Origin of the sequence: Marinobacter similis, from assembly GCF_000830985.1 — a bacterium.
Taxonomy (GTDB): domain Bacteria; phylum Pseudomonadota; class Gammaproteobacteria; order Pseudomonadales; family Oleiphilaceae; genus Marinobacter; species Marinobacter similis.
Genome location: NZ_CP007151.1, coordinates 3,311,397 through 3,333,479 on the forward strand (window position 1 = coordinate 3,311,397; position 22,083 = coordinate 3,333,479).

Genomic DNA, 22,083 nt, shown 5'->3' on the forward strand with positions numbered 1-22,083 from the left:
TGCTAGAATGTCGGCCTTATTTCTCCCGCCCATTCGGATTGATGGTATGACTTTATGACGGCAGAGTGGATTTCAATTGGCCTGTTGGCCCTTCTAGTACTCATTTTAGTGTTGGATGTTGCCGGCAATCGCAGCCGGGCCCCGCGTCCGAAGCCGGTGCCTCAGCGCAAGCCGGAGGTGGCGAAAGGGCCGGCGCCGGCCGAGCCTGCTGAAAAAGCCAGTGCAGAAGAGGCGAGTGTAGAGAGCCCAGCCGAGGAAGCGGCCCCGGCCGAAGCCAAGCCTGAAGCAGTCGAGGCCCCAGAGCCTGTCACTACCCCTGAGCCGGCAGCAGAGCCGGAACCGGCGCCAGAGCCAGAGCCGGAACCCCAGCTCAGTGTCTTCGAGCGCATCAAGCAGGGACTGGGTAAAACCCGGGCCAGTCTGACCGGCGGTATGGCCGATCTGTTCTCGGTGGGCAAGAAGATCGATGAAGACCTGCTCGAGGAAATTGAGACCACCCTGCTGATGGCGGATGTGGGTGTTACCGCCACCTCGGAAATCATTGAATCGCTGACCGACAAGCTTGAGCGTAACCAGCTCAAGGACGGCGAAGCGCTGCGCAAGGCCCTGCGGGACGAACTGCATGGGCTGTTGAAAGACGTATCCAAGCCCCTGGTGGTGGATGCCGGCAAGAAGCCGTATGTCATCCTGATGGTTGGTGTGAATGGGGTCGGCAAAACTACCACCATTGGCAAGCTGACCAAGAAGTTCCAGAACGACGGCAAGTCGGTGATGCTGGCCGCCGGTGACACCTTCCGTGCTGCCGCCGTTGAGCAGCTGCAGGTATGGGGCGAGCGCAATAATGTTCCGGTGGTGGCCCAGCACAATGGTGCTGACAGTGCGTCGGTGATTTTTGATGCGATCCAGTCGGCCCAATCCCGTGAGGTGGATGTCGTGATCGCCGACACCGCTGGCCGTCTCCAGAACAAAGACAACCTGATGAACGAGCTGGAGAAAGTCGTTCGGGTAATGAAGAAGCTGGATGACACTGCTCCCCATGAAGTGATGCTGGTGTTGGATGCCGGTACTGGCCAGAACGCCCTGAGCCAGGCCCAGGTGTTCCAGCAGGCGGTCGGTGTCAGTGGTATTACCCTGACCAAGCTCGACGGTACCGCCAAGGGCGGCATTGTGTTTGCCATCGCCCGCCAGTTGCAGTTGCCGATCCGCTTTATTGGCGTGGGTGAGCAGGTGGACGACCTGCGCAGCTTCGACGCCGAAACCTTTGTGGATGCCCTGTTTGACTAGGCCTCGGCACGACCGGAGCTGCAGCCTGCCATGATTGAATTCCGCCAGGTTACCAAGCGCTACGACAGTGACCACACCGCCCTGCGTCAGGTGAATTTTGGCCTGGATCGGGGCGAGCTGGCGTTTCTCACCGGTCACTCCGGTGCCGGGAAAAGCACGCTATTGAAGCTGATCATGGTGATGGAGCGACCGAGCGCGGGCGAGCTGATTGTGGGCGGTCAGGTTCTGAACCGGTTGCCTCGCCGTCAGATTCCGTACATCCGGCGTCACATTGGGGTGGTCTTTCAGAATCACCAGCTGCTGTTTGATCGTACCGTTTTCGACAACGTTGCCATGCCGCTGGAAGTGATGGGGGCGTCACCGCGGGATACTGGCCGGCGGGTGCGGGCGGCCCTCGACAAGGTCGGTCTGCTGAGCAAGGAAAAGATGAATCCGATGCAATTGTCTGGCGGTGAGCAGCAGCGCGTGGGCATTGCCCGGGCGGTGGTGAACAAACCGCCGGTTCTGCTGGCGGACGAGCCTACCGGTAATCTGGATCCAGCCTTGTCGGCTGACATCATGAACCTGTTTGGCCAGTTCAGTCAGGTCGGTGTCACCGTGTTGATCGCCACCCACGACATTGCCCTGATTAATGAGATGGGGCGTCGCACCCTGACACTCGATCATGGCCGCCTGATTGCCGGTGGCCAGCCACTTGCAGGGGGTGTAAGTGGCCACTGACCCACGCCGAAAACCCGAAACGGCCCGTGGCGCTGCAACTTCCCGCTCGCCCTGGCGCCAGCAGGCCGAAAGTTACCTCAATCACCACCGAAAAGTGGCCCGGGACAGTGCCGAGCGACTCTGGCGCAACCCCGTGGCCAGCTCCATGACCTGGGCCGTGATGGGGGTGGCACTGGCGCTGCCCGTGGCGCTATTGTTGCTGCTGACCAGCCTGGAAGGTGTGAGTGCCGGTTGGGAAAGCAGTGCCCGTTTGACCGCCTACGTGCAGCTGGAATTGCCAGAGGAGCGCGCACGCGAGCTGCGGGAGGAAATCGCGTCCGACGGTAGGGTTACCGAGGTGGAACTGGTCAATCGCGATCAGGCGCTTGCCGAGTTTCGGAAATCTTCCGGTCTTGAGGAAGCGCTGGACTACCTGGACGACAATCCGCTGCCGCACACGTTGCTGATTACGCCGGAACAAGGCGCCCGCTCCGAGGCTGGCGTTGAAGGTCTGGTAAGCTTTATCCAGCCATGAATGGCGTGGAGCGGGTGCAGGTTGATCTGGGCTGGTTGCAGCGCCTGAATGCGATGACTGATTTGCTGGCACGAGCGGTCTGGGCGCTGTCCCTGTTGCTGGCGGCGGCTGTCGTTCTGGTTATCGGCAACACCGTGCGGTTGTCGATCGAAAGCCGTCGGGACGAAATTCTGGTGGCCAAGCTGGTGGGCGGCACCGACGCCTTTGTGCGGCGGCCGTTCCTCTATACTGGTGCCTGGTTTGGCCTAGGGGGCGGGGTGGTCGCGTTCATACTTCTGCAGCTGTCCCTTTGGTGGCTCAGTGGGCCGATTGAACGTCTGACAGAGCTGTATCGCAGTGAATTCACCTTGAATGCCCTTGATGTCGATGGCGCGCTGGCGTTGATAATCGTTGCGATGCTGTTAGGCTGGCTAGGCGCCTGGGTAGCCGTGAAGCGGCATCTGGACGATATTGAGCCGGGCGAAATTGCCGGCGGATGATCCAGATTGCGGAAAAACCGTATTGAAAAGGCAGTGTATCCTGGCGTAGTTTCAGGAGTAGAAATACCACAGCGATTTTCCAGAGTGTTGATTTTTAACGGGTTACTGGGAAATTCGGGAACTTATTGGGGTCTTGGCGGTCAAAGCACCAGTTGCTATATTTATTGGCCGTCAGGTTCGGAGGTTAAGGCATGGGTACGAGTTTACAGCTCATTGACAGACTGGTTCCGGGTGGAAATCTCGAGTCGTACATCCAGGCGGCGGGACGCATTCCGGTGCTCACCGCGGAAGAAGAGCGGGATCTTGCTGAGAAGCTTCATTACGACGGCGATGTTGAGGCCGCTCGTCAGCTGGTGCTGTCCCATTTGCGCTTTGTCATTCATATTGCCCGGAGCTATTCCGGTTATGGGCTGGCCCAGGCTGACCTGATTCAGGAAGGTAACGTCGGCTTGATGAAAGCCGTTAAGCGTTTTAACCCCGAATACGGCGTTCGTCTGGTGTCGTTTGCAGTGCACTGGATCAAGGCTGAGATCCACGAGTTTATCCTGCGCAACTGGCGCATCGTGAAAGTGGCCACCACCAAGGCTCAGCGGAAGCTGTTCTTCAACCTGCGCAGCCAAAAGAAAAAGCTGGCGTGGTTGAACCATGAAGAGCTGAAAGCGGTCGCTGCTGATCTGGGCGTAGAGCCCCGGGTTGTGCGCGAGATGGAAGGCCGGCTGTCATCCCATGACACCGCCTTTGATGGCCCGATGGACGATGACGAGGACAACGCGTATCAGGCCCCGGCCTACTACCTTGAGGATCGTCGCAGTGACCCGGCCACCCAGCTGGAAAACGCGAACTGGACCGAAGATTCCAACGGCCGCCTGATGGAGGCGCTGCAGAATCTGGATGAGCGTAGCCAGGACATCCTCCGGGAACGCTGGCTTTCGGACAGCAAGTCCACGCTGCACGAATTGGCCGACAAGTACGGTGTTTCCGCTGAGCGTATTCGCCAGCTGGAGAAAAACGCCATGAAAAAGATTCGAAATCAGATGGCCGAAGTCGCCTGACCCCGGCCCTTCCGAACTCGGATCCCTGTAAACGCCACCACCGTTCCGGCTGGTGGCGTTTTTGTTTGTATAATCGGTGTCCGCAAACAACACTTGAGACGACTGCAGGGGACTATGGGTTATGACCGCTGAACGACCGCACATCGCTTTTCTGGGTATTGGCCTGATGGGCGCTCCTATGACCCGCAACCTTCTGGACAGCGGTTTCCCCATGACCTTGTGGAATCGCACCGCCAGCAAATGTGCACCGTTCTCTGGTGAGGCTACGATCGCCGATACGCCCGAACAGGCCGTAGCTGGCGCCGATGTGGTCATCACCATGCTGGAGAACAGCGAGGTTGTAGATCAAGTACTGGTTGCCCAGGGTGCTCTTGGCGCGCTCAAGCCTGGCGCCCTGCTGATTGATATGAGTTCCGTGCAGCCGTCTGTCGCCCGCCAACACGCCGCGCTTGCTGCTGAACGGAGTGCAGGTTATGTAGACGCCCCGGTATCGGGCGGCACGGTAGGCGCGCAAGAGGCGCGCCTGAGCATCATGGCCGGCGGCTCCGAGGAAGACGTTGCGCGGGCACAGTTGGTGTTCGCGGCTCTGGGTCGGTGTACCAGGATCGGCCCCGTCGGGTCTGGTCAGCTAGCCAAGCTGGCGAATCAGGCGATTGTGGGCATTACCATCGGCGCGGTTTCGGAAGCATTGCTGCTGGCGGCCAAAGGCGGCGCCGACCCCGCTGCGGTTCGTGAGGCCCTGATGGGTGGCTTCGCAGGCTCTCGAATTCTGGAGTTGCATGGGCAGCGGATGTTGGAGCGAAATTTTTCGCCCGGAGCGCCTGCCCGGATCCAGCTCAAGGATATGCGCATGATCTTGGATGAGGCCCGCGACGAGGGGCTGACCCTGCCGTTGTCGCAGCAGGTGCATAATGAATACCTGTCACTGGTTGCCAACGGCCACAGTGATGTCGACCACAGCGGCTTGCTGCTGGAACTGGAACATCTGAACGGAGCGCTGCTGGGATCCCTTGGCCGCGGACCGAAGGAGTAACGCCATGCCGCGCTTCGCCGCCAATCTGTCCATGCTGTTTACCGAGGTGGATTTCACCGCACGCTTCGCCTGCGCCCATGCCGCCGGGTTTGACGGGGTCGAATACCTGTTTCCCTATGCCTATCCAAAAGACGTGTTGAGTTGGGCGCTCAGCGACAATGAGTTGACCCAGGTACTGTTCAACCTGCCCCCGGGTGACTGGGACGCGGGTGAGCGGGGCATTGCCTGCCTGCCCGATCGGGTTGAGGAATTCCGGTCCGGAGTCGATCAAGCCATCGACTACGCCAAGGCGCTGGGCTGCCGGCAACTGAACTGTCTGGCCGGGCTGCGGCCGGAATCTGTGTCCGAGGAACTGGCCTGGCAAACGCTGGTGGACAACGTGGCCTACGCCGCAGAGAAGCTGGCCGCCGAGGACATTACCTTGTGTCTGGAAGCCATCAACTCCCGAGTGGATATGCCGGGCTTTATGCTGGATACCACCGGCAAGGTGCTGGCGCTGATTGAGCAGGTGGATGGCGATAACGTAAGGTTGCAGTACGACCTGTACCACATGCAGATTATGGAAGGCGACCTGATCAGGTCCATGGAGTGCCTTTTGCCGTGGATAGGGCACATCCAGTTTGCCGATAATCCCGGGCGACACGAGCCCGGCACCGGTGAGATTAACTTTTCGAATGTTTTTGCCGCGATCGACAGCATGGGGTACGAAGGCTGGGTCGGCGCGGAATACCGGCCCTCCGGCGTAACCGGGGACAGCCTGGCGTGGTTTGAGGGGTAGGGGTGACCGTCGCCATAGGCGACACCCTCTTACAAGATCGTAACTGGCTCGGCCACCGACTTCTTCGTACCCTGTCATTACATTGAGCTTTAAAAATCGTAATCCGTTTACGGGAGGTAGGCCGGTGAAAGCACTGGTAATCGAAGACGATCAGGACGTAGCAAATTACCTGGTAAAGGGGCTGAGAGAGTCTGATTTCGTTGTGGATCATGCTGCCGACGGGAAAGACGGTATGTTGATGGCGGCCAGTGAAGAATACGACATCATGATCGTGGATCGGATGCTTCCGGGCGTGGACGGACTGTCCATCATCAAAACAGTGCGGGCTACGGGTAACCAGGTTCCGGTGCTGATCCTCAGTGCACTGGGCGACGTGGATGACCGCGTAGAAGGCTTACGCGGTGGCGGTGACGACTATCTCACCAAGCCGTTCTCCTTCACCGAGTTGCTGGCCCGTATCGAATCGCTGGTGCGTCGTAACCGACAGACACCGGAAACCGAGACGGTATTGCGGGTGGCCGATCTGGAAATGGATCTGCTGGCGCGGACTGTAAAGCGCGCGGGCCAGAATATCGATGTCCAGCCCAGGGAGTTTCGGTTGTTGGAATACCTGATGCGTAACGCCGGCCAAGTGGTTACCCGGACCATGCTGCTGGAAAAGGTGTGGGACTATCACTTTGATCCCCAGACCAACGTGATTGACGTGCACATCAGCCGCCTGCGGGCCAAAATCGACAAGGAATTCGAAACACCCCTGCTGCAGACCATCCGGGGTGCAGGGTACATGTTGCGTGAAACTGCTTAGTCAGCTCAGGACCTCGTCCTTCCAATTAGCCTTGCTGTACATGGTGGTGTTTGCCACCTCCGTCTTTATTTTGCTGGCCTTTATCTATTGGCGTACAGCAGGCTTTATGACCGCCCAGACCGATGAAACCATCGAGCGGAAATTGCCGGTCTGGCAGAGCAGTACCGTGGCCGTGGCGTGAATGGCCTGATCACTATCATCCGCGAACGGGTTGCCCGAGACCCGAACGCCAAGTCGATTTATCTTCTCACCACCGATGACTTCCTGAAACTGGCCGGTAATATCGAATCCTGGCCCCAGGGAGCCCGATCAGAAAGTGGCTGGATTAACTTCACGCTGAATGAAGACGTAGGCTGGAATGGCCCGCAACGCCTGGCCCGTGCCCGTATCTTTGAGGTGCAGGGCGGTCTTCGATTGCTGGTAGGGCGTGATGTCGATGAGCTCACCAACCTCAAGCGGGTCATCGAGACCGCCATCAATTGGGGCATGGGTATAACTCTGGCGCTGGCCCTCCTTGGCGGCTTCCTGATGAGCCGCAGCACCACTCGGCGCATTGAAGTGATCAACAACACGTCGCGTCGAATTATGAACGGGCATCTTTCCCTGCGAATACCTACTCGGGGCACCGAAGACGATTTCGATCAGCTGGCCGAAAACCTGAACCAGATGCTCGATCGGATTGTGTACCTGATGGAAGGTATCCGGCATGTTTCCGACAGCATTGCCCACGACCTGAGGACGCCACTGACCCGGCTGAGAAACCAGCTGGAAAGCACCCTGATGTCCGTCGATAACGATGAGGCGCGGGAGCAGGCCGGCCGTGCCGTGGCCGAAGCCGATCAGCTGTTGGCCACCTTCAACGCCTTGCTGCGAATTGCCCGCCTGGAAACCCGTGGCAATGCCGCCGATATGAAGCCGGTTGCCCTGGATGAGCTGGTTGCAGACGCCTGTGAGTTGTACGAAGCGCTGGCTGAAGACAAGGAGCAGAGGTTCGAGCAGCACATGGAAAAGGGTGTGATGATTGAGGGTGACCGGGATTTGCTGTTCCAGATGGTCAGCAACCTGATTGATAACGCGATCAAATACACGCCGGAACAGGGTGTTATCGGAGTGGCGGTCCGCAAAGAGGGAGAGGAATCGATATTCGAAGTGCGCGACAGCGGTATCGGCATACCTGACGAGGAGAAAGAGCAGGTGTTCCAGCGCTTTTACCGGGTGGGTAAGAGCCGCTCATTGCCAGGCAACGGTCTGGGCCTGAGCCTGGTCAGTGCCGTTGCCGAGATCCATCAGGGTCGGATTGTGCTCAGTGATACTCAGCCGGATGCAGACGCGCCCGGGTTGACGGTGTCGGTTCACATGCCGGCATTCACCGGTGTCCGCAAGCGCATCAAGGCGACGACCATGGAGCAAACCGCTGGAGTAGGCGGCGATAGCTCACCCACTCCCACCGAGGCCAGTGACGCTAAAAGCTTTTAGGGTTACTGGCTGGCGCGGAAACGGTTTACCCGTTCAAAAACCGGTCCAAAAATAGCCTCGGCCCGGTTTTCAATAGCTTGGGTCAGGTGTTCAACCTGCGAACGGCGACGATCCACTTTGGCCTGAATGCTGTCCCACTCGCCCTCAAGGTGTTTCTGCTCGGCTGCCAGAAAGGCCGCAATGTTGTGGCGGTTAACCTTGCCGGTGATGCCGTATTGGTCCAGGCGATAGCGAGGGTGTCGATGCCATCGAGGGCAATATTCAGCAATTTCTGGGTGTTCATGGACAGGCTCCGTGTTTGCGAATCTTCAGGAAAATCGATCCCTGCAAAATAGCGCCAGAGCCTAGAGTGTACAACCTAATTCCCGCTTCTCAGCACCTGGGCGCATCTGAACAAAAGGTAATTCGCCAGCCACGCTGTTGTAACCCCGGCTGTGCATAATAGAAGCTGTAATGTTTGAGGCGGGCGACGAACACGGCCCGCTTCGCTCTCCAGCACAGCGCTAGCCTTAACCCCGTTCTTACGGGTTTTTTTCGTTACACCAAACCGTTTTCTTCGTACCACACCTGGTCAATCCACCAGTGCTTTTCAGCGGTGGGTGTTCGCACCGATACCTCGTCCCCAGGCTCCTTCTTCAGACATGCGCGAGCAATGGGCGCATCGATGGACACGAAATCCTTGCGCTCGTAGATCTCATCGGGGCCGACAATTCTGAACGTCAGGGAGGTTTCGTCGTCCACCAACCGGACCCAGGCGCCGAAAAAGACCCGGCCTTCCTGAACCTCGGAATAGTCCACAATCCTGACGCTCTCCAGGCGGGTGCGGATATAGCGCACTCGTCGGTCGATTTCGCGCAAGCGACGCTTGTTGTACTGGTAGTCTGCGTTCTCTGAACGGTCGCCGAGGCTGGCAGCCCAGGTCACCTTCCGGGTGACTTCCGGCCGCTCCGTGCGCCAGAGGAAATCCAGTTCCTGTTGCAGCTTGTCGAACCCGGCGCGGGTAATCAGGTTTGTTTTCATAGTTAATCAGGGTGGCTATCAAGAGAGGGGGTTGGGGAAAGGTATAGAGTCTCAGATTGATCACGGCAGTGCTATCCCAGACACATCCGAAAACACTTCTTAACCAACCGTTTATTGACGCGAAGACCACCGATGCTAACCTTCGGGGAACATGCCGGCAATTGTTGGTTTTAAGCGCAAAGCCTCCCAACAAGCCGACTGCGGATTGCGATAGATCGACACACTCCGGGCTGGCTTGCCAGACGTACAGGGCGTACATCGTTAGTGGTAAGGGTTCGATAATGCATGTGGCCGGGGGCTGCCCTTAGGTGTTCTTAAAATTTCTCATAGCGTTGCTGCTGTGGTCGACCCTGGGGACGGCCTACGGTTCAGTGCGGTCCGAATATGAGGTAAAGGCAGCGTTTCTCTACAACTTCACCCGACTTATCACCTGGTCTGAGCCTTCTGAAGAAGGGGCTCGGCTGACCATTTGTGTCTTTGGCAGAAACCCGTTTGGCGATGTACTCCAGCAGTTGAATGGCCGCGTGTCCCAGGGCCGGGCTCTGGAGCTGGATTATCCTGCTTCGCTGCAGCAGATCGATCGCTGCCAGGTGCTGTTTGTGGGTGCTGGCAAAGCCCGTAATCTTGCCGAAATTACCGACTATGCGCATGCCCGGCAAATACTGACCATCAGTGAGATCCCCGACTTCGTGGATAACGGGGGAATCATCGGCTACGTCAAGGAAGGCAACGTTATCCGCTTCGAGATTAACCTGCTGTCTGCCCAGCAGGCTGGCCTCCAGATCAACTCCCGGTTGCTGGAACTTGCCTTGAGGGTAATCCGATGAGCAACCACTGGCGGTGGCAGTACTGGCCTCTGAAAACCAAGCTCCTGTTGCTGACGGTTTCCATCAGTACCCTGGGCATCCTGCTTGTCTGCACCAGTCTGGTGGTGGTGGAAAATCGCACCTACGAGGAGCAGCTTGAATCCGAACTTCATGTCATTGCAGACATCCTGGCGGAGCAATCGGCGGCCGCCTTATTGTTTGAGGACAGTCAGCAGATCAAAACCATACTCTCGAGTTTGAATCAGATCGAGACCATCGAGCAGGTCTGTGTTTACAACGTTTCTGGCGAGGTCATGAGCGCCTTGAATGGGACAGGCTACGAGCCCTGTCCGAGCTCGATCTGGAGCCGGCGGTGGGGTTCGTGGGCGATTACTATCGCCTGCTTGAGCCGGTAACACTGGACGGAGAAATTGTTGGGCAGTTCTATCTGATGTCCCGGCTGGAGGTGCTTCGAGAACACATCTGGACCTTTATCGTCATATCTTTCAGCGTCGGCGTCGGGATTCAGGTGCTGCTGATCTGGGTGGCCTCGCGCCTGCAGCGGCTGGTATCAGAGCCCATCGTTGAGCTTTCGAATGCCGCCGATCGGATTTCCCATGAGCATGACTACTCCATTCGGGTGCCGGTCTATGGCAAAGACGAGCTGGGCAGTCTGGGCAGCGCGTTTAACGAGATGATTGGCACCATCCAGCAGCAGAACCGGAAGATCCTGCAGAGCAAGGATAACCTGGAACGCACGGTTGCTGAACGTACCTCTGAATTGAGCCTGGCCAATCGGGAGTTGGAAGCGTTCAGTTTTTCGGTGTCCCACGATTTGCGACAGCCTTTGAGAGCCATCGAGGGTTTCGGTCAGGCTCTTGAGGAGGACTGCCGGGACCAATTGAATGATGTCGGTCTCGATTATCTGGCCAGAATTCGTGCTGCGACCGTGAGAATGGGAAGCCTGATTGACGGCATGCTGGTACTTTCCCGCGTCAGTCGGCAGGCCATGGAGGTCGAGCGCGTTGACCTGAGTGCTATGCTGGCGGAAATCGTTGAGGAATTGCAGGACACTTCCGACGCGGTACCGTCGGAAGTGACTATTCAGCCGGACATACAGGTGTTTGGCGATGAGCGCATGTTACGCATTGCTTTTCAGAACCTGTTGGAGAATGCGTGGAAATACACCTCAAAAAACGAGAAAAGAGCGATTGATGTGTCTGCGTGTGAAGAGCGCAACAGTATTACCATCGCGTTGAAGGACAATGGGGTGGGGTTCGACATGAAATATGTCGACAAGCTGTTCGTGGCTTTCAACCGCTTGCATACACCAGCCCAATTCTCCGGAACGGGTTTGGGGCTGGCCACGGTAGATCGGGTAGTACGGCGCCATTTCGGGCGGGTATTCGCGGAATCGCCAATCGACAGCGGTGCGTGCTTCTATGTAGAGTTCCCCCGGTCGGAGCGTGGTGCGGAGTCAGGGTTGCAACAACAGGCAGCCCAGCGAAATCGGAGAGAGTATGGCTAAGGGCGATGGTTCAATTCTGGTTGTGGAAGACAACCCCGATGACCAGATCCTGACGATGCGGGCGCTCCGTAAAGCGAGCAGTCATAGCCCCATTATCCTTCAGGAGGACGGCCAGGCCGCTCTGGAATTTCTCTTTGGCACCGAAAGCAGCAAACGTTCACCCCAGGTCGACACCCTTGGTGTCATTCTCCTGGATCTCAAGTTGCCGAAGGTCAGTGGCCTTGAGGTGCTGCGGCGTATCCGGTCGTCCCCGCAGACGGATTGGCTCCCGGTGGTCATGATGACCTCGTCCGACGAGCCACATGAGCTGCGCGAAGCCTATCGGCTGGGCGCCAATAGCTTCGTTACCAAGCAAATTGACTACAGTAAGTTCAGTGAGCAGATGTGCCTGCTCGCCCGTTATTGGTTAACCGTAAATCAAGTTCCTATGGTCGGCTCATCCCGATCGTTCTGAAAAGGTAGTGCTGGTGAGTGACATGAAAAGCCGCCTTCGGGTGCTGCTGATTGAAGACTCTGAGGATGACACCTTCCTCCTGTTGCGGGCTCTGAAAAAGGGAGGTATCGAGCCGTACTACAGAGTGGTCGACAGCGAGAGCGCGATGGAAACCGCGCTCATGGAGGAAACCTGGGATATGGTCATCACCGACCATAGCTTACCTGGTTTTACCTCCTTTCGGGTGCTGGAGCTGAGCCGTCAATATGCGCCCGATTTGCCGGTGATTATCGTGTCCGGTTTGATTGGTGAGGACGTGGCGGTAAGTGCTATGAAGCCGGCGCCCAGGATTACATCATGAAGGACAACCTGAACCGGTTGATTCCTGCGATACAGCGCGAGATGCGGGAAGTGTCCATCCGCCTTGCCAAAAAACGTGCCGAATCAACCCTGGAGCACATGGCCTACCACGACAGCTTGACCGATCTGGTCAATCGTCGGGAATTTGAGCGCCAGCTTGTTCAGTCACTCCATGATTCCCGCAAGTCTGCGCGCGATTGCGTGTTGCTGTACCTGGATCTCGACCAGTTCAAGATCATCAACGACACCTGTGGCCACATGGCTGGCGATGAACTGCTTAAACAGCTTTCGAAATTGCTTGGCCAGAAGCTCAGGGGCTCTGACACCCTGGCGCGATTAGGTGGCGACGAGTTTGGGGTACTGTTGCGGAACTGCGACGCGGTGGATGCCCGCAAGGTTGCCGAAAACCTGTGCAAAGAGGTCCGTGAATACCGTTTTGTCTGGGAGGACAAGCCGTTTGCCGTCTCCCTCAGCGTTGGTATGGTCATCATGGGGAGCAATTACAAGACGGCCAGTGAACTGCTCAGCCACGCCGATCTGGCCTGCTATGCCGCCAAGGACCGGGGGCGGGATAACGTTCAGGTGTACGAGACCAGCGACCTGAACATGCAGCAGCGTCAGCGCGATATGCATTGGACCAGTCGCCTGCAGAGCGCGCTGCAGACCGACGACTTTATATTGTACCACCAGGAAATGATTGCCTTGCAGGAAGCCGGTGCCGACGGATTCCGCACAGAATTTCTGGTGCGTTTGCGTGACGGCGACGACATCGTACCCCCGGGCGCTTTTATTCCGGCCGCAGAGCGCTTTGGTCTGATGCCACGCATTGACCGGCGAGTCATTGACCTGGCGTTTTCCTACCTGGACCGCACGGGCCTGGGCCGGGAAGCACGGGCACCTTTTTCATCAATCTGTCCGGTGGCTCACTGAGTGATGGTGAGCTTTTCCATTACATCCACAGTAAGGTTCAGGACTATTCCATCCTGCCTGCCAGAATTTGCTTTGAAATCACGGAAACGTCTGCAATTGCGCACCTCAACGACACGATTGGTTTTATCGAACGAGCTCGCCAAGAGGGTTTTTCATTTGCCCTCGATGACTTTGGCACGGGAATGAGCTCCTTCACCTACCTCAAGGCCTTGCCCATTGATTACCTGAAGGTGGATGGGGGCTTCATTCAGAACCTGCTCGCCGACCCGATTGATATGGGGATCGTTGACGCCTGCAACCGTATTGGCCATGCCGCCGGACTGAAAACCATCGCCGAATTTGTCGAAAACGACGAAGTGAAGGATTGCCTCACTAAACTCGGTTTTGATTACGCCCAGGGTTACGGCATCGCAATGCCGGTTCCCCTGAATGAATAACGCGAGCTAAGGCAAGAAGTCTTTCTGCGTCCTCTAAAGTTGTTGAAGAACCTATGCTTGATTGTGGTGATCTGATTCTTCGTTATCTGGAGCGCTTGGGCGTGGCATACGTCTTTGGTGTGCCTGGGGGTAGCATAGAGCCGTTTTACAATGCACTTGCGCGCAGTGAGCGCCAGGGAGGTATTCGGGCCGTCACCGCTCGCCACGAAACTGGCGCCGCCTTCATGGCCGATGGTTATGCCCGGGAGACGGGCAGGATTGGGGTCTGTTGCGCCACGGCCGGTCCCGGCTCAACCAATTTGCTGACCGGTGTGGCAAACGCCTACGCCGACAATATCCCCATGCTGGTGATTACGGCCCAGACCTCGCTGAACCGGTTTGGGCAAGGTGCCTTTCAGGAATCCTCCTGTACCGGCATCAATACCCTGGATATGTTCGCCAGCTGTACCCGTTACAACACACTGATCTCGCACCCCGAACAGCTGGAATCCAAGTTGCTGCACGCCTTAAGTCATGCCCTTGGCCAGCAGCCGGGGCCCGTGCACCTGGCCATTCCGCTGGATGTCATGCGGCACACAGTTGAAGACGCCTCGATGGCATTGGGCCTGACCGCCTTTATCCCCAACGAAGTTGTGCCGGATTCGGGCTCGGTCCAGCGGGTGGTGAGCGATCTCACTGACGTCATGCAGGCAACCATTGTGCTGGGTGAGGATGCCATCCACTCGGCTGATCAATGGATTCAACTGGCGGAGCTGCGACACTGGAATCTGGTAACCACACCCCGAGCCAAAGGCTTAGTGAACAGTTTTCATCCTCAATATCGAGGGGTCTTTGGTTTTGCCGGCCACCAAAGCGCGACTGAGGCGCTGAAACCTGAAAATGCCGACAGGGTCATCATGGTTGGTGCCGCTCTCGATGAGGTCTCCACTGCGGGCTGGAGTCCCGATGGCCTGTTGTCTGCGCGCCTGATTCACTTGTCCAGAAACCCGGGACACCTAACCCGGGCAACCATGGCGGGCCATGTGGTGTTGGGTGAACCCCGGCACGTTGCTGAGGCGCTTCTAAAAGATCTGGGTGAGTTGGAAAACAGAGCCAGTCTGATCGATTGGGACTTTACCGATGGCGTTCCGGAGTTCGTTGAAGGCCGTTTCCGGGAAAGCTGCTTCGACACCTCGGGCCCGGTAAAGCCGCAGGCGCTCATGACTTATTTGAGCAAGGCCTGTCCTGAAACAACACGAACACTCTTCGATACCGGCAACAGTTTTTTGTGGGGTATCCACCACTGGAACGTGGGGCAGCCTGGCCGGCCCTTGCCTTCCCGAAACCTGTTCCACATAGGAGTTGGCTTCGCTTCGATGGGCTGGGCAATCGGGGCTTCAGTCGGTATTGCCCTGGCAGCTGGAGATGCGCCGGTTCTGTGTGTAACCGGCGATGGCAGCTATTTGATGTCGGGCCAGGAACTGACCACCGCGGCCCAAGAGAATTGTAACGTGCTGATGGTGATACTGAACGATTCATCGTTAGGGATGATTCGTCATGGTCAGGTGCTGGGAGATGCAGAGCCGATTGCCAATGAGTTGCCCCGCGTCGATTATGCAAAGATGGCGGAAGCTATTGGTGTGGAATCGTACCGGATCACGACGCTGGAAGACCTTCACGAGCTTGACCTGACTTCGATCCTGGCGCGGCCCGGTCCCTGCTTGCTCGATGTTCTGATTGACCGAGACGAGTCGCCGCCGATGGGCGTCCGAATGAAAGTGCTCAACGAGACAAAATAAACGGGATTAGTATGGCAACAGAGTACCAGTACCACTCCAACATCTGGCTGGAAGAGCCGGAGCCCGACAATCCGTTCGCAGCGAAGGCTTGTTACTGCAGCGGCTATGACGTTTATGGTGACGTCATTCCCAACGCAGGATGGTTTGAATATCTGCTGCTTATGTTTAAGGGTGAGCGTCCGGAAAAGCACGATACCGTTTTGCTAGAGCGGCTGGCGATGGTGCTGGCTAACCCTGGCCCGCGAGAGGCCAGCGTGCGTGCTGCAATGAACGGGGGTGTAGCCGGCACGAACACAGTTCTGCGCTCATGGCAGCCCTGGCAGTCGGGGCTGGGCAATATGGTGGTTCTCAGGAACTGGCCATTTGCATCAGGCTTTGGGAAGAGTGCCAATTCGATTTTGAAAAGTGGTGCGATAGATTACTCAGCCCGAATCAGGACGACCGTGCGGATATCTGGCTGCCAATTGAGCACGCTCCGGGTTTTGATCCCAATGGTGACGTAACTCCGACGCCGATTCTGCAATCCCTTGATCTGTTGGTCGAATTGGCACCGGCCAATGGTGCGCTCTCCTGGTTGCAGGCTAACAGGCAGGCACTGGAGCAACACGTGGGTTATCCCCTGGCAATGAGTGGGCTGGCTGCAGCAGCAATGATCGATCTGTCCATGGATGAGGATCAGGGCAGCATGCTTTATCTAATGTTGAGGTTGCCTGGCGCTGCGGTGCATGCGCTAGAGCAAAAGAAGGTGGGCTGGAAAAAATTCCCCTTCTACGGCCCTGCAATCGAGTTGGACGAAAGTGCAACCGATGCTGGCAACGATCAGGAGACGCTGCAGAAATGAGCCACAAACGACTATTAGAGACCGAGAAGCATTGGTTAACCCGCAAAGGAAAAGCTTACCTGTCGGATAGGGTCATTGTGCATGGCAAAGACCTTCACCAGGAGCTTGGAGACTTCGATTGGATTCACCTCTACCTTTACGTGATTTTGGGCCGTGATCCTGGCGTAAACGTCGCAAAACTTCTGAACTCTTTTTGGGTGTCCACGAGTTACCCAGACGCGTCTATCTGGCCGAATCATGTTGCGGCTCTAGGGGGCACCGTGCGATCCACGGCAAGTTTGTCGCTTATGGCCGGAATGAGCATATCGGAAGCTTCCATTTACGGTCGTCGCCCGGAGGTCCGCGCACTGGATTTCTTCTATCGGGCGGGGGCGCACTGTGATGCTGGCGGCGACTTATTTGAGTTTATCGAAGAACAAAGGGCTGCAGGACGAACGCTATACGGCTATGGCCGGCCCCTGGCAAGCACTGATGAGCGGATTCCCTACACGCTTGCCAAGGCTCGGGAGTTTGAACTGGATGGCGGTCGGTATCTCAAAATGGCACTGGATGTGCACGCATATCTGCATGAAAAATACGGTTATTCGATGAACGTTGCCGCAGTTCATGCTTCGCTGGCTGCAGACATTGGATTGAACTGTCAGGATTATCAGACCTTCGCGACACCCGCTTTTGTGACTGGCATCGCGCCCTGTTATCAGGACGCACGCGATCAGCCTGAGGGCAGTTTTTTCCCCGTGCGTTGCACCAACATCGTTTACAACGGGCCTGCTAAGCGGAAGTGGAGCGCTTAAAACTGGTACAGGGCCTCAACATAGGCTGAACGGCCAGGGAGTGGGAAATCGCCCGGAATCGCCGGTCTCGGATCGGCATACGGGCTGGGAGCTCGGACATCCGCATTGAATGCGTTCCGGACCGACATTGCGATATCAAAGCCTCGCCATAGGCCCTGGGTGCGGGCGGTGAAATCGACGGTAGTGTAGTCATCCACCGGCGCTCTGGGATCGCCAGCAGATCGTTTCTGCTCCCCGACGTAGTTCACTTGGGTATTCACAGCCCAGGTCGGTACCACTTGCCATTCAGCGCGCGCGTAAGCCTGGTGATTAGGCGCCTGCCCTACCGATTCGTTTGTTTCCTGGTCCTCGGCCGTCTGGTAGGCGTAGTTCGCCGCCAGATTCAGGTTATCGAGCAGTTGATACGTCACTTCCAGCTCGCCACCATGGCCTTTGCGTTTTCCGGAATTCTTGTACTGCGTGGCTACCGGACCGGCAATGGGTTCGGCATTGATCAGGTCGTCAATTTCGTAATAGAAGACGTTAACGCCGTAATAAAGGCGGGAGCTGGCCTGGTAGGCGAGGGCAAGTTCCAGAGTGTCGATGGTTTCCGGGTCCAGTTCGTCGTTGCCCACCAGAATAGGGTTGTTGGCGACATACTGTTCGTTCAGTGAGGGCGCGCGGAAGGCCCGGCCATAAAGCAGTTTGGTGGTCAGGTTGTCAGTGGTGGCCCATACCAGCGCAGCTCGAGGGTTTACGGTTTCCCCAAAGTCCGCGTAGTAATCGTAGCGAAGCCCGCTCACCAGCTGCCAGTTCTGGGCAAATTGCCACTCGTCCTGAACAAAGGCGTAATAGTTTTTCCGATCCTCTTCCGGCATCCACACCTGATTCGGATCGTCTGAAACGTCGACCACTTCGCCCTTGGGGCTGAAATCCGTGTTGAAGTTCTTACTCTCGGAGACATCGTAGAGATCCGCCCAGAAGGCGCCAATGCCAGACAGGATGCGGTGATCTTCCACGTTGCTATAAATGGAGTTTAGGTCCAGTCGCACCTGCTGTTCCTTGTATCCAGGGCTGCCCAGGAATCCGTCTGGAAAAGCGCCGTTAAAGGCCCCAGGAGGGTAAAGGACGATGTCGTTTTCGGGTTCCTGAGTAAAGTTGAAGTAGCTGATGCGGGATTCAACATCCAGGCCGTCTACAATTTCCAGCCAATGGTAGCTGTAATCCAGATTGATGCGCTGAGATTCGTACTGCCCTCGGGGTCGAGCGCCTGTGCGAGTCCGGTGACCGTTTCGAGATTTCTCCGGTCTTGTAGGCCCGCCCGGAAGTCCCAGCGGTCTCCGTTGATTTCCAGCCGAGCGTCGAAATGATCTGCAGCGGCGTTTACCGGGCCAGGGGCGAGGGAGGCCGAGGTGCCGAAGTCTTCGTCAAAATTGGTCTGGGCATCCCGTTCAACGTTTCGGCGCCAGCATCGGTGCTCTCTTGTTCCAGAACGAGGCTGATATCAACTTTGTTCCAATTTGTGGCGGCCTCAACCCAGGCGCTTTTGGTATTGAAACTGCCGACACGGGTGCCAGTCACCACGCCCTCGATGTCCTGGGCACTCTTGGTGATGATGTTGATGACACCTGCGTAAGCGTCTGCGCCATAGAGCGCCGATCCAGGCCCGCGAATTACCTCAATCCTTTGAATGGCTTTCACCGGCATTCCGCTCCAGGAGTTGCCGCGGTTGCCGAACATCGCTGTTGTGGCCGGAATGCCATTGATCAGCAGCAGCGCCTGAGCGTTTGAGGTGGAGGTAATGCCCCGAAAAATGTACTTGGGTGCAAACCCCTGGTCAGAATGGTTTACATGCAAACCAGGCACAGTTTCAAGTACCTGGTCCAGATCGGTTGCGCCGATTGCTGCAATGTCCTCGGCACTGATAACAGAAGTAATGGCAGCGGCTTTATCCAGCGGCGTTGCCGTCCCGGAGGCAATCGACACCACCCTGATCTGGCCGAGTTCTTCCAGGGAAATATCCCAGAAAGGGTCGTCGCTCTGGTTTGCGGTAACGGAGGTAGATCCCATCGTGCAGGCCAGCGCCGAAGCCCCAAGGTAGCGCCGGGCTCTGGATCTCAACATAGATGGACCGTTTGGGTGGATCATGGCCTAGCCTCAGCGCTACTGCGAATCTGGTTGGAACTGTTGGTGCAATTCTATTGTTATTGGCAACAGCCAGGTGCACGGAATAGCCGGAGGTCTGGGTTAGAAACCTTGGTCGAGCATAGAGAATTGCTGGCTAAACCGAAGTTTAGACCTAATTGTAGTTGAATCAAACTCAGACCAAGGATCTGATCTGCTTCTTTTTGTTACATAGTATGTCGGAGGTTTCAGAACCTTCGTGGGCAGTGAAAAGCGTCACAAATCCGTCAAATCGAGGGGCGCGCAACCCGGTCAGGCTATAAACTGTTCAAAAACCGTCACGCCCATCAGGGTGGCTGAAACAGTCAGGGTTGAGAGCATGGATAGGCGCAGGGAAGATGGGGGAGTCAGGAGCTTGGCCGCGCGGTCAGGAGTTGTTGCGTGGGGCTGGTGCTATTCGCCCTGCCGGTGAGCGTTGGTGCCGAGAGCCCGCGAGTTGATACCGCCTTTGAATACGAAGAGCGTTCCACTATTGAGAACATCCCGCTGCGCTCTATAGAAGAAGACGCACTTGCCAACACCGTGATTGAGGGCGGGCTGGCGGCACCTGCTGGCGGTGTTCCAGTAACGCCGGCAACTGACGACGATTTTTATCTCGATCCACTCGCCTTGCAGCCTCGCGACAGCCGAACCGACCTTGGGCGCTCTGAAATTCCCGTTGAAATCCGCTTCAGCAACCCGAAATCCATCCCCGGGCAAATTCACGGCAATAACTACAGCATTCGCCCACCGGCAAACCGTAGCTACGATGCTCTGAATATCAACATGACTGAGCGCTGAGTCGCGCGGTCTCAGGCTGCGGCGGTATCGCCGATTTCGGTTTTGCCCAGTACGTCCTGATAAAAGAAGGTCAGCGCCTGGCTGGCCTGGTTCAGGCGTGCTCGCGATACCTGAATACGGTCACTGAGATAGGTGAGAAACTGCTGGCGGTCTTCGCCGGCCAGAGATTCCGGATCTTTCAGGTCGTGGAAAAGCACAAAGCGGGTAATCCAGTGCAGATAGGTTTGCTCTGCGCGCTGGTGTAGATCCTGCTCACGAATAGCGCTTTTTACGCGGCCAATCAGGCCAGGTTGGGATTGTTCAAGTGCTCGGTGACATCCATGAGTAACTGCGTCCATTGGGTTCTTGTTGTTAGAGTGCGCGCATCTTATGACAATCGTTTGAACGTCGCAAAATTTCTGGCAAAAAAATAATCCCGGTCAGATAGACCGGGATTTGGAGGCAGGCGGCGGGAGTTATTTCAGGGAGTTCAGCTTATCAATGTACTGCTGCATGGCTTCCTCGCTGGAGGTGCCTTTCAGCTTGTCCCAGGCGTCGAACTTGGCGCGCGCAACAAAGTCCATCATGCCCGGGCGCTTGCCGGAAACGTCGCCTTCGGTGGCCTGCTTGTAGAGGGCGTAGAACTCAAGCTTCATCTCGTTTGAAGGCTGAAAATCGCCTTCGGCGTTCTGGATGTAGTTGACCGCTTCGTCAAACTGGGTTTTCAGGTCGCTCATCTCAATCTCCTTGTGGGTAAGCATTGGTTGTAAAAGAGTTCGGCCGAGTATAGCCACCGCGCGGGCCAACGTCATTGGCCAAACGTTCCTTTCCTCCGACGAATGGGGTATTGTCCTCAGCCAAAAAATTGGATATGGAGAGTGCCGTTTATGGCCAATGCCAACAAGTTGTCCGGAATAGTCAATAAAATCAATCGCCTGCCTGATTTCGCCCGTTCCAGGGCCCTAACTCTATTTTTTGGCAAAGTGGTGCCCTTCACCGGCACTACCGGTATCCGTATTGAGTCCCTCGACCAAGAGCGCTGCGTGATCAGCCTTGCCAACAAGCGCCGGGTTCAGAACCACATTGGCGGCGTACACGCGGTGGCATCGCTGGTGCTGGCCGAGTCCGCAACCGGTTTTCTGGTGGGCCTGAATGTGCCAGACGACAAGGTGCCCGTGATCAAGACCGCCAGCGCCGAATACACCCGCCGCGCCAAGGGCGACATGACCGTGCAAGCGCACCTTACCGACGAACAGCGTGAGCGCATGCGCACCGAGGAAAAGGGCGACGTGTCCGTGCCGGTTACCATCCACGACAGCGAAGGCAAAGAGCCGATCGAAATTGAGATGGTCTGGGCCTGGACGCCGAAGCGCCGTTGAGGCTGAAAAGCATGTGGCCCGGTAAAACTTTGCCCGGGCTCACATTCTGGCCACTTTTTGCTTGAGTACGAAAAATGCCCTGTGTAGAGTCCGCTGCGTTGCGTGCCAGGAAGGCGCGTACAAGGGATTGAACAACTGCAAATGATTTGCACAGGGAGCAAGCGCATGTCTTCAAAAGACGGATCCTTCGCGCCTAAAGAGCGCATCAATATCAAGTATGTCCCCGCTACCGGAGACCAGCAGGCTGAAACTGAGCTTCCGCTGAAGATGTTCGTGGTTGGCGATTTCAAGGGCCACGCTGAAGAAACCCCCATCGAAGAACGCAAAGCCATTTCCGTTGATAAGAACAACTTCCGTTCTGTCATGAAGGAGTCCGGGCTTAGCATCTCCACCACGGTCACTAACAGACTGGATGAAAACGCCGACGAACTGCCGGTGAATCTCGACATCCAGACCCTGGACGATTTCTCCCCCGATAACATTGCCCGACAGGTACCCGAGCTGCGCAAGCTGGTTGAGTTGCGAGAAGCATTGGTCGCCCTCAAAGGACCGCTGGGTAATGTGCCATCGTTCCGCTCCAAGATGCAGGAGTTGCTGGACAATGAGCAGGCCCGGGACAAGTTGCTGGCCGAGCTGGACCTGGCGACAGACCAGTAACGCCTGACACCGCGGGAATGCGGTGTAAAACCTCAATTTATCAATTACGTACTGAAG

The 22,083-nt window shown here is 56.8% G+C and carries 28 protein-coding genes and 1 pseudogene; 23 read left to right on the forward strand and 6 right to left on the reverse strand.

The window, feature by feature from the left end; all coding sequences use genetic code 11:
• Positions 1 to 54: 54 nt before the first annotated feature.
• The 9 genes and pseudogenes from ftsY (at position 55) to AU14_RS15350 (ending at position 8,141) form a co-directional block, all read left to right on the forward strand.
• On the forward strand, positions 55 to 1,284 hold the full coding sequence (gene ftsY, locus AU14_RS15315; protein ID WP_041342221.1) for a signal recognition particle-docking protein FtsY: 1,230 nt from the start codon (positions 55 to 57) through the stop codon (positions 1,282 to 1,284).
• Between the two features lie 30 nt (positions 1,285 to 1,314).
• Positions 1,315 to 2,004 (forward strand): cell division ATP-binding protein FtsE, encoded by a 690-nt coding sequence (gene ftsE / locus AU14_RS15320; RefSeq protein ID WP_041342224.1) that lies wholly within the window; start codon positions 1,315 to 1,317, stop codon positions 2,002 to 2,004.
• Positions 1,994 to 2,518, forward strand: a complete 525-nt coding sequence (locus tag AU14_RS22065; RefSeq protein WP_236744132.1) for a cell division protein FtsX — start codon at positions 1,994 to 1,996, stop codon at positions 2,516 to 2,518. Before ftsE ends, AU14_RS22065 begins: the two co-directional genes overlap by 11 nt.
• A complete protein-coding gene (locus AU14_RS22070) occupies positions 2,515 to 2,997 on the forward strand; it encodes a cell division protein FtsX (protein ID WP_236744133.1) in 483 nt (160 codons plus the stop codon). The genes AU14_RS22065 and AU14_RS22070 overlap by 4 nt, the downstream gene beginning before the upstream one ends.
• A gap of 191 nt (positions 2,998 to 3,188) precedes the next feature.
• Complete coding sequence (rpoH, locus tag AU14_RS15330) at positions 3,189 to 4,049, forward strand: RNA polymerase sigma factor RpoH (RefSeq protein ID WP_041342227.1); 861 nt, start codon at positions 3,189 to 3,191, stop codon at positions 4,047 to 4,049.
• Between the two features lie 121 nt (positions 4,050 to 4,170).
• A complete protein-coding gene (locus AU14_RS15335) occupies positions 4,171 to 5,082 on the forward strand; it encodes an NAD(P)-dependent oxidoreductase (protein WP_041342230.1) in 912 nt (303 codons plus the stop codon).
• 4 nt (positions 5,083 to 5,086) lie between these two features.
• Positions 5,087 to 5,860, forward strand: coding sequence for a hydroxypyruvate isomerase (gene hyi / locus AU14_RS15340; protein WP_041342232.1), 774 nt, complete (start codon positions 5,087 to 5,089; stop codon positions 5,858 to 5,860).
• A 124-nt stretch (positions 5,861 to 5,984) separates the two neighbouring features.
• A complete protein-coding gene (locus tag AU14_RS15345) occupies positions 5,985 to 6,665 on the forward strand; it encodes a winged helix-turn-helix domain-containing protein (protein ID WP_041342235.1) in 681 nt (226 codons plus the stop codon).
• Positions 6,652 to 8,141 (forward strand): annotated as a pseudogene (locus AU14_RS15350) (ATP-binding protein). The gene AU14_RS15345 and the pseudogene AU14_RS15350 overlap by 14 nt, the downstream one beginning before the upstream one ends.
• Before the next feature lie 82 nt (positions 8,142 to 8,223).
• Here AU14_RS15350 and AU14_RS15355 read toward each other — a convergent pair.
• Positions 8,224 to 8,424 (reverse strand): hypothetical protein, encoded by a 201-nt coding sequence (locus AU14_RS15355; RefSeq protein ID WP_236744134.1) that lies wholly within the window; start codon positions 8,422 to 8,424, stop codon positions 8,224 to 8,226.
• A gap of 254 nt (positions 8,425 to 8,678) precedes the next feature.
• A complete protein-coding gene (gene greB / locus AU14_RS15360; RefSeq protein WP_041342238.1) occupies positions 8,679 to 9,161 on the reverse strand; it encodes a transcription elongation factor GreB in 483 nt (160 codons plus the stop codon).
• 308 nt (positions 9,162 to 9,469) lie between these two features.
• On the opposite strand from greB, the gene AU14_RS15365 reads away from it, so the two are divergent.
• From AU14_RS15365 to AU14_RS15405, 11 genes are all read left to right on the forward strand, one after another.
• Positions 9,470 to 9,988: a YfiR family protein gene (locus AU14_RS15365; RefSeq protein WP_041342241.1), complete on the forward strand. Its 519-nt coding sequence runs from the start codon at positions 9,470 to 9,472 to the stop codon at positions 9,986 to 9,988.
• Complete coding sequence (locus AU14_RS15370; protein WP_041342244.1) at positions 9,985 to 10,383, forward strand: CHASE sensor domain-containing protein; 399 nt, start codon at positions 9,985 to 9,987, stop codon at positions 10,381 to 10,383. The genes AU14_RS15365 and AU14_RS15370 overlap by 4 nt, the downstream gene beginning before the upstream one ends.
• Positions 10,350 to 11,495: a sensor histidine kinase gene (locus AU14_RS15375; protein WP_148312761.1), complete on the forward strand. Its 1,146-nt coding sequence runs from the start codon at positions 10,350 to 10,352 to the stop codon at positions 11,493 to 11,495. The genes AU14_RS15370 and AU14_RS15375 overlap by 34 nt, the downstream gene beginning before the upstream one ends.
• Positions 11,488 to 11,949 carry a response regulator gene (locus tag AU14_RS15380; RefSeq protein WP_041342247.1) on the forward strand — a complete coding sequence of 154 codons (462 nt, stop codon included), beginning with the start codon at positions 11,488 to 11,490 and terminating at the stop codon, positions 11,947 to 11,949. The genes AU14_RS15375 and AU14_RS15380 overlap by 8 nt, the downstream gene beginning before the upstream one ends.
• A gap of 22 nt (positions 11,950 to 11,971) precedes the next feature.
• Entirely contained in the window at positions 11,972 to 12,289 is a 318-nt protein-coding gene (locus tag AU14_RS19920; protein ID WP_236744640.1) for a response regulator, read from the forward strand.
• On the forward strand, positions 12,286 to 13,218 hold the full coding sequence (locus AU14_RS23000; RefSeq protein ID WP_201773486.1) for a diguanylate cyclase domain-containing protein: 933 nt from the start codon (positions 12,286 to 12,288) through the stop codon (positions 13,216 to 13,218). The genes AU14_RS19920 and AU14_RS23000 overlap by 4 nt, the downstream gene beginning before the upstream one ends.
• A gap of 23 nt (positions 13,219 to 13,241) precedes the next feature.
• Entirely contained in the window at positions 13,242 to 13,655 is a 414-nt protein-coding gene (locus AU14_RS23005) for an EAL domain-containing protein (RefSeq protein ID WP_269079150.1), read from the forward strand.
• 53 nt (positions 13,656 to 13,708) lie between these two features.
• Complete coding sequence (locus tag AU14_RS15395; RefSeq protein WP_041342249.1) at positions 13,709 to 15,433, forward strand: thiamine pyrophosphate-binding protein; 1,725 nt, start codon at positions 13,709 to 13,711, stop codon at positions 15,431 to 15,433.
• 11 nt (positions 15,434 to 15,444) lie between these two features.
• Entirely contained in the window at positions 15,445 to 15,936 is a 492-nt protein-coding gene (locus AU14_RS19935; protein ID WP_201773487.1) for a citrate synthase family protein, read from the forward strand.
• 104 nt (positions 15,937 to 16,040) lie between these two features.
• Entirely contained in the window at positions 16,041 to 16,274 is a 234-nt protein-coding gene (locus AU14_RS19940) for a citrate synthase family protein (protein WP_201773488.1), read from the forward strand.
• Positions 16,271 to 17,068 carry a citrate synthase family protein gene (locus tag AU14_RS15405; RefSeq protein ID WP_041342252.1) on the forward strand — a complete coding sequence of 266 codons (798 nt, stop codon included), beginning with the start codon at positions 16,271 to 16,273 and terminating at the stop codon, positions 17,066 to 17,068. Before AU14_RS19940 ends, AU14_RS15405 begins: the two co-directional genes overlap by 4 nt.
• Here the strand turns inward: AU14_RS15405 and AU14_RS18765 are convergent.
• Entirely contained in the window at positions 17,065 to 18,381 is a 1,317-nt protein-coding gene (locus tag AU14_RS18765) for a TonB-dependent receptor plug domain-containing protein (RefSeq protein ID WP_094191236.1), read from the reverse strand. The two genes, AU14_RS15405 and AU14_RS18765, sit on opposite strands and share 4 nt — an antisense overlap.
• Positions 18,382 to 18,430: 49 nt before the next feature.
• Positions 18,431 to 19,171 (reverse strand): TonB-dependent receptor, encoded by a 741-nt coding sequence (locus AU14_RS18770; RefSeq protein ID WP_158498329.1) that lies wholly within the window; start codon positions 19,169 to 19,171, stop codon positions 18,431 to 18,433.
• 441 nt (positions 19,172 to 19,612) lie between these two features.
• Here AU14_RS18770 and AU14_RS15415 point away from each other — a divergent pair, with 441 nt between their 5' ends.
• Positions 19,613 to 20,011: a hypothetical protein gene (locus tag AU14_RS15415; RefSeq protein ID WP_407942805.1), complete on the forward strand. Its 399-nt coding sequence runs from the start codon at positions 19,613 to 19,615 to the stop codon at positions 20,009 to 20,011.
• Positions 20,012 to 20,022: 11 nt separating this feature from the next.
• On the opposite strand, the gene AU14_RS15420 is transcribed toward AU14_RS15415, so the two are convergent.
• Positions 20,023 to 20,349, reverse strand: a complete 327-nt coding sequence (locus AU14_RS15420; protein WP_041342254.1) for a site-specific integrase — start codon at positions 20,347 to 20,349, stop codon at positions 20,023 to 20,025.
• A 117-nt stretch (positions 20,350 to 20,466) separates the two neighbouring features.
• Positions 20,467 to 20,727: an acyl-CoA-binding protein gene (locus AU14_RS15425; protein WP_041342256.1), complete on the reverse strand. Its 261-nt coding sequence runs from the start codon at positions 20,725 to 20,727 to the stop codon at positions 20,467 to 20,469.
• Positions 20,728 to 20,877: 150 nt separating this feature from the next.
• Between AU14_RS15425 and AU14_RS15430 the strand changes: the two genes are divergently transcribed.
• Both AU14_RS15430 and tssB read left to right on the forward strand, forming a co-directional pair.
• Positions 20,878 to 21,369 carry a DUF4442 domain-containing protein gene (locus AU14_RS15430; RefSeq protein WP_041342259.1) on the forward strand — a complete coding sequence of 164 codons (492 nt, stop codon included), beginning with the start codon at positions 20,878 to 20,880 and terminating at the stop codon, positions 21,367 to 21,369.
• A 165-nt stretch (positions 21,370 to 21,534) separates the two neighbouring features.
• Entirely contained in the window at positions 21,535 to 22,026 is a 492-nt protein-coding gene (gene tssB / locus AU14_RS15435; RefSeq protein ID WP_041342261.1) for a type VI secretion system contractile sheath small subunit, read from the forward strand.
• Positions 22,027 to 22,083: the final 57 nt, after the last annotated feature.

Excerpts from the sequence above, each read along its gene's own strand:
- ftsY (WP_041342221.1), top strand. The coding sequence starts at position 55 with ATGACGGCAGAGTGGATTTCAATTGGCCTGTTGGCCCTTCTAGTACTC.
- ftsE (WP_041342224.1), top strand. The coding sequence starts at position 1,315 with ATGATTGAATTCCGCCAGGTTACCAAGCGCTACGACAGTGACCACACC.
- AU14_RS22070 (WP_236744133.1), top strand. The coding sequence starts at position 2,515 with ATGAATGGCGTGGAGCGGGTGCAGGTTGATCTGGGCTGGTTGCAGCGC.
- rpoH (WP_041342227.1), top strand. The coding sequence starts at position 3,189 with ATGGGTACGAGTTTACAGCTCATTGACAGACTGGTTCCGGGTGGAAAT.
- AU14_RS15335 (WP_041342230.1), top strand. The coding sequence starts at position 4,171 with ATGACCGCTGAACGACCGCACATCGCTTTTCTGGGTATTGGCCTGATG.
- hyi (WP_041342232.1), top strand. The coding sequence starts at position 5,087 with ATGCCGCGCTTCGCCGCCAATCTGTCCATGCTGTTTACCGAGGTGGAT.
- AU14_RS15355 (WP_236744134.1), bottom strand. The coding sequence starts at position 8,424 with ATGAACACCCAGAAATTGCTGAATATTGCCCTCGATGGCATCGACACC.
- greB (WP_041342238.1), bottom strand. The coding sequence starts at position 9,161 with ATGAAAACAAACCTGATTACCCGCGCCGGGTTCGACAAGCTGCAACAG.
- AU14_RS15370 (WP_041342244.1), top strand. The coding sequence starts at position 9,985 with ATGAGCAACCACTGGCGGTGGCAGTACTGGCCTCTGAAAACCAAGCTC.
- AU14_RS15380 (WP_041342247.1), top strand. The coding sequence starts at position 11,488 with ATGGCTAAGGGCGATGGTTCAATTCTGGTTGTGGAAGACAACCCCGAT.
- AU14_RS19920 (WP_236744640.1), top strand. The coding sequence starts at position 11,972 with ATGAAAAGCCGCCTTCGGGTGCTGCTGATTGAAGACTCTGAGGATGAC.
- AU14_RS23000 (WP_201773486.1), top strand. The coding sequence starts at position 12,286 with ATGAAGGACAACCTGAACCGGTTGATTCCTGCGATACAGCGCGAGATG.
- AU14_RS15395 (WP_041342249.1), top strand. The coding sequence starts at position 13,709 with ATGCTTGATTGTGGTGATCTGATTCTTCGTTATCTGGAGCGCTTGGGC.
- AU14_RS19935 (WP_201773487.1), top strand. The coding sequence starts at position 15,445 with ATGGCAACAGAGTACCAGTACCACTCCAACATCTGGCTGGAAGAGCCG.
- AU14_RS15405 (WP_041342252.1), top strand. The coding sequence starts at position 16,271 with ATGAGCCACAAACGACTATTAGAGACCGAGAAGCATTGGTTAACCCGC.
- AU14_RS18770 (WP_158498329.1), bottom strand. The coding sequence starts at position 19,171 with ATGTTGAGATCCAGAGCCCGGCGCTACCTTGGGGCTTCGGCGCTGGCC.
- AU14_RS15420 (WP_041342254.1), bottom strand. The coding sequence starts at position 20,349 with ATGGACGCAGTTACTCATGGATGTCACCGAGCACTTGAACAATCCCAA.
- AU14_RS15425 (WP_041342256.1), bottom strand. The coding sequence starts at position 20,727 with ATGAGCGACCTGAAAACCCAGTTTGACGAAGCGGTCAACTACATCCAG.
- AU14_RS15430 (WP_041342259.1), top strand. The coding sequence starts at position 20,878 with ATGGCCAATGCCAACAAGTTGTCCGGAATAGTCAATAAAATCAATCGC.
- tssB (WP_041342261.1), top strand. The coding sequence starts at position 21,535 with ATGTCTTCAAAAGACGGATCCTTCGCGCCTAAAGAGCGCATCAATATC.